Genomic DNA, 10,622 nt, shown 5'->3' with positions numbered 1-10,622 from the left:
GCCAGCCGGATCACGCTATTGGCTTGCATTGCGCTCCGATGCGACCTGGAACACCTCCAGCAGCTGCTGTGTCCGCAGCGTTGCCTCGACCTCCGGCGGACGACGCTGCTGCACCAGCAGGAAGTCTTCGGCCGTGGTCGAATTGCCATGCACCTGAGCGAGTACGTTGGTCAATTGCGCGAGCATGTCCTGCAATGGTTGGTCCATTGGCTCGACGCGGGCAAATGCATACATCTCCGAGAGCTGGCGGGACGTCACTCCCGCCAGCAGGTGGTCCGGATGCGGGAGGCCCAGCCGCCACGCGATCCGGAACTGAAGCCGGCGCTCAGGCCGGCGGATCAGTTTTTTTCCAGCTCTCCCACGGCCGCATCGCCGAGCGCATTGAGCGTCTGCGCGACCCGGAACACGCGATCCAGCGCCGCCGCCGATTTCGTGCCCAGCTGGGCCACCTCATGGTCGGAGAACAGGCGCCCCCCCATTTCGTCGACCAGGCACAGGCCGACGAAGCGCGCACGGAAGTCATCCACCTTGGGCGTATCACCGCCGTAGGTCTCCTGCTCCCAGCGGTCACGGTCGCTGGCCGACATCATCGCCACACGCACATTGCCGCCCCATTCGGGCACGGCGATGTCTTCGTGGCGGCGATCCTGTGCGTCCAGGATCTGCTGCTTGCCCAGCAGCATCACGGGGTGCCGCCGGCAGCAGCGGTGACGATGGCGAACTCACGCGGCAACAGATCGGCGGTGAAGGTCAGCACCTGGTTGGTACCCGGCGCCACGTTGAACGCGGCGACCTTGGCCACGAAGGTGGCGGCATCGCCGGTGGGCAGCACCATCAGGAAGTGCAGGTCGGTATCCGGATCGGCGTCACGCAGGATTTCCTGGCCCGCCGAGCTGCCCACCGGCCAGCGATGGCCGGACACCTGTACGGCCTGGCCGCCGGACAGACCCGCGATGTTCTCCATCTGCTTCGAACGCAGGTTGGTGGCGTCGAGGGTGTTGGCCTGACCACGGCCAAACGGGAAGGCGGTCAGGCCGTCGATTTCGGTATAGCCTGCCGGATTGTTCGGCGCGGTCGGGGCGGTGCCGGCCTTCACGTACAGCGCGGAGTCCTGGGCGGAAATGGCTTGATTGATGGACATGGTGTTGAATCTCCTGGAAATGAAAAAGCCGCCTTGCGGCGGCTGGGTTTCGGGGTTGTCAGGCTCGGGTCGGCCTGGATGTCTTCGTCGCGGTTGGCCCGGCACAGCCGCCTGTTTCCACGTCGCCCTCGGGCAACGCGCAGACAACAAAAAAGCCCCCGGCTCGCGCCGGAGGCTTGTATGTCATCGTGGCTGAAAGCTTAGGCTTCGGGTGTGCACCGGTCAATACGGAAACCGGTACCTGCACCGCCTTGGGAAACCACAGCCAGCCCCACCATAGCCGCCCGATGCGGCACAGCCGCTGACATCGCGCTAACCCTCACAACGTCGACAATAACGTTCTGTTCCCTGCAACGAGGTACACCCCGATGTCCGAATGGATCATCCTGGATACGCATTACGGCCCGGTCCGCGCCTGGCAGGCACTGCCCGAGGGCAAACCCCGCGGCGCGCTGGTGGTGGTGCAGGAGATCTTCGGCGCCAACCCGCATATCCGCGGCGTCGCCGAACGGTTCGCGGCCCAGGGCTACGCCGTGTTGGCGCCGTCGTTCTTCGACCTGGTCGACGGCCCCGAGGCCGACCCGGATGCCCTGCCCTACAGCCCCGAGGGCGTGAAGGATGGGCTGGAACGGGTCACCGCGCTGGGCATGGAAAAGGCACTGGAAGTGGTCCGCGCCGCGGCAACCCGGCTGGCCCCGCACGGCAAGGTCGGCACGGTCGGCTACTGCTGGGGTGGCAGCGTCGCCCTGCTGTCCGCGCTGCGCCTGGGCCTGCCCTCGGTGAGCTACTACGGCGCGCGCAACGTGCAGTTCCTGGACGAGACGCCGAAGGCCCCGGTGATGTTCCACTTCGGCGCGCAGGACAAGAGCATCCCGCCGGAGGCGATCCAGGCGCACCGTGAGAAGCTGCCGCAGATGGCGACCTACGTCTATCCGGCCGACCATGCCTTCAACCGCGAGGTCGGACATGCGTATGATCCAGACAGCGCCGCCCTGGCGCTGCAACGCACCCTGGACTTCTTCTCGGAGCATCTTGGATGAGCGATTTCGAACTCGATTCACGCCTGGCCACCGATAGCGTACTGGTGGCCGAAGGCCCGTTGTCGCAAGTGCGACTGATGAACGACGAACGATTCCCCTGGCTGGTCCTGGTGCCGCGTCTGGCCGGGGTGACCGAGTGGATCGAGCTGGACGGCGAGCAGCAGGACAAGCTGCGCACCGAGCTCAACCGCGCCTGCAAGGCCCTGCACGGTTCGGACGGGGTGGAGAAGATCAACATCGGCGCGCTGGGCAACATCGTGCGCCAGCTGCATTTCCACGTGATCGGCCGCCACGACGGCGATCCGGCGTGGCCGGGACCGGTCTGGGGCAGTGGCCCGGCGCACCGCTATGAGCCGGCCGCGCTGGACCAGCATGTCGCCTACTGGAAGGAACGGCTAGGATATCCAGCCCATTCCTGAGCCAGTGCCGACCCGATGCGATTCAATATCGTCGCCGCCATCCTGCTGATCCTGATCGGCCTGTTCATGCTGGCCAGCAACCTGGGCTGGACCAACCTGAACCTGTCGCGCCTGCTGTTGACCTGGTGGCCGCTCGGCCTGGTGGCCGTAGGCATCGCGATCCTGTTCGGTCGCGGCAAATAAGGTAGCGCCGGGCCATGCCCGGCGAACGCAGCGCGCGGACCCACAAAACGGAAACGCCGGGCATGGCCCGGCGCTACCGATACGCGCTGACGCAAGCTGTCAGGTGCGCGGCAGGGTCACGCCGGTCTGGCCCTGGTACTTGCCGCCGCGGTCCTTGTACGAGGTCTCGCACACTTCATCGGACTGGAAGAACAGCATCTGCGCCACGCCTTCATTGGCGTAGATGCGCGCCGGCAGCGGCGTGGTGTTGCTGAATTCCAGGGTCACGTGGCCTTCCCACTCCGGCTCCAGCGGGGTCACGTTGACGATGATGCCGCAGCGCGCATAGGTGCTCTTGCCCAGGCACACCACCAGGGTGTCGCGCGGAATGCGGAAATACTCGACCGTGCGCGCCAGCGCGAAGCTGTTCGGCGGAATGATGCACTCGTCACCGACGATATCGACGAAGCTGCCCGGATCGAAATGCTTGGGGTCCACGATCGTCGAGTTGATGTTGGTGAACACCTTGAACTCGCGCGAGCAGCGCACGTCGTAGCCGTAGCTGGAAGTGCCGTAGCTGACGATGCGCTCGCCGTTGGCCTGCTTGACCTGCCCGGCCTCATACGGCTCGATCATGCCGTGCTGTTCGGACATCCGGCGGATCCAACGGTCACTCTTGATGCTCATGCTCTGTCCTGGGTGCGAGGGGGCGCGAGGATTCTAGCAGGGGGCCGGGCGTCGCCGCCGCAGCCCCCAGCGGGCCCTTACAGCAGCGAGGACAGGATCGGGATCGAAGCGCGCGGGCGCTTGCCCACTTCCTCGACCAGACGCTGGGCGGCACGGTGGTAGGCCTGGGCCGCCGCCGATTCCGGCTGCGCGGCGGTGATCGGGGTACCGGCATCGCCCTGCTCGCGGATGCCGATCTGCAGCGGCAGCGACCCCAGCAGCGGCACGCCGTACTGCGCCGCCATGCGCTCGCCACCACCTTCGCCGAACAGGTGCTCCACATGCCCGCAGTTGCTGCAGGTATGCACGGCCATGTTTTCGACCACGCCCAGCACCGGCACCTCGACCTTCTCGAACATCTTCAGCGCCTTCTTCGCATCCAACGTAGCGATGTCCTGCGGCGTGGTGACGATCACCGCGCCGGCCAGCGGGATCTTCTGCACCAGGGTCAGCTGGATGTCGCCGGTGCCCGGCGGCAGATCGATCAGCAGGTAGTCCAGGTCGTCCCACAGCGTGTCTTCGAACAGCTGGGTCAACGCCGCCGTCGCGCGCGGTGCGCGCATGATCAGCGGCGTTTCATCCTCGACCAGATAACCGATCGACATGGTGTCCACGCCGAAGGCCCGCATCGGCTCGATGCTCTTGTTGTCCGGGCTTTCCGGGCGACCGGACAGGCCGAGCATCGCCGGCACGCTGGGGCCGTAGATATCGGCATCAAGCACGCCTACGCGCGCCCCCAGCTGCTGCAGTGCGACGGCCAGGTTGACCGCCGTGGTCGACTTGCCCACGCCACCCTTTCCCGAGCCCACCGCGATCACGTTGCGGATGCGCGCATGCGGCGCCAGTCCCTTCTGCACCTGGCTGGCATGCGGACGACGGGAAGAACTGTTCACTGCGGGCTCCGGGTGAATCGACAAGAAGAACCCAACATCATACTAGCTGGACGTACGCTGACTGAAATTCAGGATTGCTACAGATTCGTGCACAGATTGTTAAGTTCATGTTACGTTCGCTAAGCACTGGTTTTGGGCTGCGTTGCTGGATCTACGGCACGCACGATGGCGCATGCGCAGTGCCGTACTCGTATTTGCTCTCTGAACGGAACTACATGAAAGACCTTCGCAATTCTGCACGTCGCAACACCCTCGCTGTCGCCTTGATCTCCGCCCTGGTTGCCGCCTCGCCGGCAATGGCCCAGGACAAGGCCACCAATCTGGACAAGATCACCGTCACCGGCTCGCTGATCCCGCAGACCCAGGTCGAGACCCAGACCCCGGTCATGACCATCAGCGCTGAAGCCATCCAGTCGCGCGGCTTCAACAGCGTCGCCGAGGTGCTGCAGCAGTCCTCGCTGACCACCGGCGGCATCCAGGGCGGCCAGACCTCCGCTTCGTTCACCCAGGGCGCTGAAGCCGCTGGCATGTTCGGCCTGAATCCGGGTTACACCAAGTACCTGATCAACGGCCGCCCGATGATGTCCTACCCGGCGCTGTACAACGGCGGCGACGCGTTCAACAACATCAGCGGCATTCCGATTGACATCGTCGAGCGCATCGAGATCCTGCCCGGCGGCCAGTCTTCGCTGTACGGTTCGGATGCGATCGCCGGCGTGGTCAACATCATCCTGAAGGACCACATGGAAGGCGGCAGCCTGTCCGTGCGTGGCGGCACTTCCACTGAAGGCGGCGGCAGCAGCTTCCGCGTCAGCGGTGCACACGGCTTCTCGGCACTGGACGACCGCTTCAATGCACTGGTCAACGTGCAGATCGAAAGCAGCAACCCGATCTGGGGCTACCAGCGTGACCTGACCAAGCAGAACAACGCGAACGGCTACACCCCGCAGCTGCCGTCGAACGACTTCGCCGTCATCGACGCCAAGACCAATGCGCTGTACATGATGGACCCGAGCAACTGCGCCAACGTTGCCGGCCAGTTCGACGGCACCACCGTGCTGGCGAACCGCCCGACGGGCCAGTCCTGCGGCTCGGTCTTCGGCGCCGGCTACAAGACCCTGAAGAACGGCAAGGACAGCGGCCAGTTCTACTCGTCGATGACCTTCGACGTGAACGACAACTTCCAGCTGTTCGCCGACGTGCTGTACAGCAAGGAAAAGACCGAATACACCTCGGGCTCGAACTACCTCTGGTGGGGCACCAAGAGCACCATGGGTGGCTTCTATGACCAGGCCTCCGGCAAGCTGGTCAACCTGCAGCGCGCGTTCGCTCCGGAAGACATCGGCGGCGAAGGCTACAAGGGCATCCTGAACAACGACAAGAGCCGTGCCTACCAGGTCACCCTGGGCGGCAAGGGTGCGGTCGGCAACTGGGACTACAGCCTGAGCTTCACCCGTGGCGAATACCGCCTGGATGAGAGCAAGTTCCAGCGCTTCGGCAATGCCATCAACAGCTACTTCGCCGACAAGGTGCTGGGCCCGCAGCTGGGCACCCAGGATGGCTTCGGCATCTACAACACCAACTGGGGCGCGTTCTACTCGCCGATCTCGCCGGAAGATTTCGCTGGCTTCACCGGTTACACCACCAACCACAGCCGCACCTGGCAGAACCTGGCACGCGCGCAGGTCACCAACGGCTCGCTGTTCTCGCTGCCGGGCGGTGATGCCGGCCTGGCCGTGGTCGTCGAAGGCGGCAGCGAAGGTTGGGACTACAGCCCCGACCAGCGCCTGCTGGACGGCGACGTGTGGGGCTCGTCGGCTGTTGCCGGCAACGGCCATCGCAGCAACTACGCGGTGACCAGCGAGCTGCGCATGCCGCTGCTGGAGTCGCTGACGGTGACCGCTTCCGGTCGCTATGACGCCTTCAAGATCGCCGACAACACCGTCGACAAGGCCACCTACAGCGTGGGTGTAGAGTTCCGTCCGATCGAAAGCCTGCTGTTCCGCGGCAAGTACGGCACCGCCTTCCGCGCGCCGACCCTGCCCGACGCGTTCCAGGGCCGCAGCGGCTATTACGCTGCCAACTCCACCGACTACTACCGTTGCGGTGAGCTGGGCTACGTGCCGGGCAACACCGACGCCTGCCGCTACGCAGACAGCGTCTCGGTCTACTCCGAGCGTGCCGGCAACCCGGACCTGGAGCCGATCACTGCCGACGTCTGGAACGCGGGCATCGTCTGGGCGCCGATGGCGAACCTGTCGATCTCGGCCGACTACTACAACTGGAAGATCGAGAACGAAGTCGATACGGCCAGCACCGACCAGCTGCTGCTGGCCGAGTACTACTGCCGCAACGGCCTGCCGAACGGCTCCTCGGCCACCTGCCAGAACGTGGCTGACTGGGTCGTGCGCGATTCGGCCGGCAACCTGAGCTCGCTGTACACCCCGAAGATGAACGTGGCCCGCCAGAACCTGCAGGCCGTGACCGTCGGCTTCAAGTACCTGCAGGACATCGGCCGCTTCGGTTCGCTGCAGTTCTCGGGCAACTACACCAACATGCTGAAGCGTGAAGTGCAGGCGCAGCCGGGCGAGGACTTCCAGGACCTGCTGGGCAACCCGAAGTCGATGTGGAACTACGACAGCTACGCCAAGGTCCGTTCCGACGCGTCGGTGGCCTGGTCGCTGGACAAGTGGACCACCACGCTGTACGCGAACTACATCGGCCACACCCCGAACTACCTGGCGGGCCTGAACGGCTACGAGTACACCCATGGTGCGTCGGGTTACAAGGCAGGCAAGTGGGCTTCGTACACCACTTACAACCTGAGCGTGAACTACCGCGTGCAGGATGACCTGACCCTGTCGCTGATGGTCAACAACGTGTTCAACAAGATGCCCGAGCAGCAGGCTCACAGCTACCAGGGCACCTCCGGCACGCCGTTCAACAACTACCTGTACAACGTCTACGGCCGCACCGTGTACGTGCAGGCCAAGTACGACTTCGGCAAGTAATCCCGTCGATTTCCGGGTTTTATTCCGGACCAGGCCCCGCTTCGGCGGGGCCTTTTTTTTGGCGAGGCATGTGCGGCGATCGCCGCGGGAACATCTCGATTGTTAAATATCCGGACATTTACTGGATATTCATTAAGCCAAACTCGGCAAATTCGTACCAATATTGCAATCAATTGTTTTTAAAGAAATTTTTATTAACTCCGAACGAGCCATTGCGAGAGCGCGACAAGCCCGCGAAAAACAAGTTAAGCGTGTGTTACGTTCGAAAAACGCCGCCTTTCTGCGTCCACCGGCTGCTGAACCATCCATGAGTTCCCAGGAAAGGGAAAACGCGTTTCTCACGACCACACGGAGTACCGCATGTCTCGCAATGGCTTCCCGCGTCACCCGCTCACCCGCGCCGTCCTCAGCGGCCTGATCCTGGCCAGCAGCAGCGCGATCGCGCTCGCCCAGGACAACACTCCCACCGATCTTGGACGCGTGACCGTCACCGGCTCACTGATCCCGCAGACGCAGATGGAGAACCACACGCCGGTCCTGACCGTCACCGCTGAGGACATCCAGACCCGTGGCTTCACCAGCGTTGCCGAGGTGCTGCAGCAGAACTCGTTGACCACCGGCGGCCTGCAGGGCGGCCAGACCTCCGCGTCGTTCACCCAGGGCGCCGAAGCCTCGGGCATGTTCGGCCTCAGCCCGAGCTACACCAAGTACCTGATCAACGGACGGCCGATGCTGTCCTACCCTGCCCTCTACAACGGCAGCGATACCTTCAACAACCTCAGCGGCATCCCGATCGACATCGTCGAGCGCATCGAGATCCTGCCCGGCGGCCAGTCGTCGCTGTACGGCTCGGATGCAATCGCCGGCGTGGTCAACATCATCCTCAAGGACCGCATGGACGGCGGCGTGCTGAACGTGCGCGGCGGCGCCTACACCGAGGGTGGCGGCAACGATTTCCGCGTCAGCGGCGCGCATGGCTTCAACGCCTTTGATGACCGCTTCCACGCACTGGTCAACGTGCAGTACGAGAAAAGCAGCCCGATCTGGGGTTACCAGCGCGACCTGACCAAGCAGAACAACACCCGGGGCTATACGCCGCAGGTTCCGACCAACGACTTCCTGGTCTACCTGCCGGACCAGCAGAACGCCTACGTGATGATGGACCCGAGCCGCTGCGCCAACGTGGCCGGCCAGTTCGGCGGCACCACCGTGCTGGGCACCCGTGCCACCGGCGAATCCTGCGGTTCACCCTTCAGTGCCGGCTACAAGACGCTGAAGAACGGCAAGGAAAGCAGCCAGATCTATTCGTCGATGTCCTTTGACGTCAACGACAACTTCCAGCTGTTCGCAGACGCGCTCTACAGCCTGGAAGAAGTGCAGTACAACTCGGGTTCGGGCTACGCCTTCTGGGGCAGCGATGTCGGCTTCGGTGCGTTCGTCGACCAGGCCAGTGGCGAATACATGAACCTGCAGCGCGCGTTCGCGCCGGAGGACATCAGCCCGGCCGGCTACCGCGACACCATGAGCACCGATCGCAACAAGGCCTACCAGATCACGCTGGGCGGGCGCGGCAACGTCGGCAACTGGGATTACAGCGCCAGCTTCAGCCGTGGCGAGTACAAGCTGACCGAGCGCAGCTTCGCGCGCTGGGCCAACGAGATCGACAGCTACTTCGAAGACCGCGTGCTGGGTCCGGTGCTGGGCGTCACCGACGACGGCTACAACATCTACAACCCGAACTGGGGCGCGTTCTATTCGCCGCTGCCGGCCGGCGATTTCCAGACCTTCACCGGCTTCACCTACAACAAGAGCCGCACCTGGCAGAACCTGGGACGCGCGCAGATCACCAATGGTTCGCTGTTCAAGCTGCCCGGTGGCGATGCGGGCCTGGCAGTGGTGGCCGAAGCGGGCAGCGAAGGCTGGTCCTATACCCCCGACCAGCGCCTGCTTGATGGCAGCGTCTGGGGCACCACCTCGGTGGCCGGCGCTGGCCATCGCAGCAACTATGCGCTGACCAGCGAACTGCGCATGCCGCTGCTGGAGTCGTTGACCGTGACCGCCTCGGGTCGCTACGACGCATTCAAGATCGCCGACAAGACCGTCGACAAGTCGACCTACAGCATCGGCGTGGAATTCCGTCCCATTGAAAGCCTGCTGTTCCGCGGCAAGTACGGCACCGCCTTCCGCGCGCCCAGCCTGTCCGATGCCTTCCAGGGCCGCAGCGGGTACTACGCCAACGGCTCGGTCGACTACTACCGCTGTGGCCAGCTCGGCTTCAACCCGAGCGACACGGTTGGCTGCCCGTATGCCAACGAATCAGTGTTCGGTGAGCAGTCCGGCAACCCCGAGCTGGAAGCGATCACCGCCGACGTCTGGAACGCCGGCATCGTGTGGGCGCCCATCAACAACCTCTCGCTGTCGGTGGACTACTACAACTGGAAGATCAAGAACGAGGTCAACACCCTCAGTTCCGACCAGTTGCTGCTGGCCGAGTACTACTGCCGCAACGGCCAGACCAACAACACCTCGGCCAGCTGCCAGAACGTGAGCGACTGGATCACCCGCGATGGCACCGGCAAGCTGGAGCAGATCTATACGCCGAAGATGAACATCGCCAGCCAGAACCTGCAGGCGGTCACGGCCAGCTTCAAGTACGTGCAGGACATCGGCCGCTTCGGTGCGCTGCAGTTCTCCAGCAACTACACCAACATGATCAAGCGCGAACTGCAGCCGCAGCCGGGCGACGAGTACCTGGACCTGCTGCGCGACCCGTACGCGATGTGGAACTACGACCAGTACGCCAAGGTGCGTGCCGACGGTGCGGTGGGCTGGGCGAAGGACAAGTGGACCACCACCGTGTACTTCAACTACATCGGCAAGACGCCCAACCGCATGGCATACCTGGGCAAGGGCTACGACTACGTGCATCCGTCCGGCTACGAGGCCGGCAAGTGGGGCTCGTACACCACCTACAACCTGAGCGTGAATTACCAGGCGATGGACAACCTGACGCTGTCGATGATGGTCAACAACGTGTTCAACAAGATGCCCGACGGCCAGGCCCACAGCTACGCCGGCAACATCGGCGCACCGTACAACAGCAGCATCTACAACCCTTACGGCCGTGCCGTGTACGTGCAGGCCAAGTACGAGTTCGGCGGGAAGTAAGCGCCGCGCCCGCACTGCCCGGAAAGGCCCCGCTTCGGCGGGGCCTTTTTCATGCCCGTCAA

10 protein-coding genes are annotated in these 10,622 nt (G+C 63.9%); 5 read left to right on the top strand and 5 right to left on the bottom strand.

Features of this window, described 5'->3' with window-relative positions:
• Window positions 1-15: 15 nt before the first annotated feature.
• The 3 genes from ABIA73_RS07190 to ABIA73_RS07180 form a co-directional block, all read right to left on the bottom strand.
• On the bottom strand, window positions 16-258 hold the full coding sequence (locus ABIA73_RS07190) for a phage tail assembly protein T (protein WP_428696130.1): 243 nt from the start codon (window positions 256-258) through the stop codon (window positions 16-18).
• A gap of 80 nt (window positions 259-338) precedes the next feature.
• Window positions 339-683 carry a hypothetical protein gene (locus tag ABIA73_RS07185; RefSeq protein ID WP_033831668.1) on the bottom strand — a complete coding sequence of 115 codons (345 nt, stop codon included), beginning with the start codon at window positions 681-683 and terminating at the stop codon, window positions 339-341.
• Window positions 683-1,141 carry a hypothetical protein gene (locus ABIA73_RS07180; RefSeq protein WP_033831669.1) on the bottom strand — a complete coding sequence of 153 codons (459 nt, stop codon included), beginning with the start codon at window positions 1,139-1,141 and terminating at the stop codon, window positions 683-685. Before ABIA73_RS07180 ends, ABIA73_RS07185 begins: the two co-directional genes overlap by 1 nt.
• Before the next feature lie 368 nt (window positions 1,142-1,509).
• Between ABIA73_RS07180 and ABIA73_RS07175 the strand changes: the two genes are divergently transcribed.
• From ABIA73_RS07175 to ABIA73_RS07165, 3 genes are read left to right on the top strand one after another with little or no spacing between them, the layout of a single operon-like run.
• Window positions 1,510-2,181, top strand: coding sequence for a dienelactone hydrolase family protein (locus ABIA73_RS07175; RefSeq protein ID WP_099784944.1), 672 nt, complete (start codon window positions 1,510-1,512; stop codon window positions 2,179-2,181).
• Window positions 2,178-2,600 carry an HIT domain-containing protein gene (locus ABIA73_RS07170; protein ID WP_032975033.1) on the top strand — a complete coding sequence of 141 codons (423 nt, stop codon included), beginning with the start codon at window positions 2,178-2,180 and terminating at the stop codon, window positions 2,598-2,600. Before ABIA73_RS07175 ends, ABIA73_RS07170 begins: the two co-directional genes overlap by 4 nt.
• Window positions 2,601-2,615: 15 nt before the next feature.
• Window positions 2,616-2,783: a LiaI-LiaF-like domain-containing protein gene (locus ABIA73_RS07165; protein ID WP_025876120.1), complete on the top strand. Its 168-nt coding sequence runs from the start codon at window positions 2,616-2,618 to the stop codon at window positions 2,781-2,783.
• A 99-nt stretch (window positions 2,784-2,882) separates the two neighbouring features.
• On the opposite strand, the gene dcd is transcribed toward ABIA73_RS07165, so the two are convergent.
• Window positions 2,883-3,449: a dCTP deaminase gene (gene dcd / locus ABIA73_RS07160; protein WP_025876117.1), complete on the bottom strand. Its 567-nt coding sequence runs from the start codon at window positions 3,447-3,449 to the stop codon at window positions 2,883-2,885.
• Window positions 3,450-3,526: 77 nt separating this feature from the next.
• Window positions 3,527-4,381 (bottom strand): iron-sulfur cluster carrier protein ApbC, encoded by an 855-nt coding sequence (gene apbC / locus ABIA73_RS07155; protein WP_025876115.1) that lies wholly within the window; start codon window positions 4,379-4,381, stop codon window positions 3,527-3,529.
• 215 nt (window positions 4,382-4,596) lie between these two features.
• Between apbC and ABIA73_RS07150 the strand changes: the two genes are divergently transcribed.
• On the top strand, window positions 4,597-7,392 hold the full coding sequence (locus tag ABIA73_RS07150; protein ID WP_354275589.1) for a TonB-dependent receptor plug domain-containing protein: 2,796 nt from the start codon (window positions 4,597-4,599) through the stop codon (window positions 7,390-7,392).
• Window positions 7,393-7,752: 360 nt separating this feature from the next.
• Window positions 7,753-10,560, top strand: a complete 2,808-nt coding sequence (locus ABIA73_RS07145; protein WP_354275588.1) for a TonB-dependent receptor domain-containing protein — start codon at window positions 7,753-7,755, stop codon at window positions 10,558-10,560.
• The last annotated feature ends 62 nt before the right edge of the window (window positions 10,561-10,622 follow it).

This window comes from Stenotrophomonas sp. 2694, from assembly GCF_040548715.1.
In the GTDB taxonomy this organism is placed as follows: domain Bacteria; phylum Pseudomonadota; class Gammaproteobacteria; order Xanthomonadales; family Xanthomonadaceae; genus Stenotrophomonas; species Stenotrophomonas indicatrix.
The sequence above is the reverse complement of the archived record's forward strand: the minus strand, read 5'-3'. Positions and strand labels throughout refer to the sequence as shown.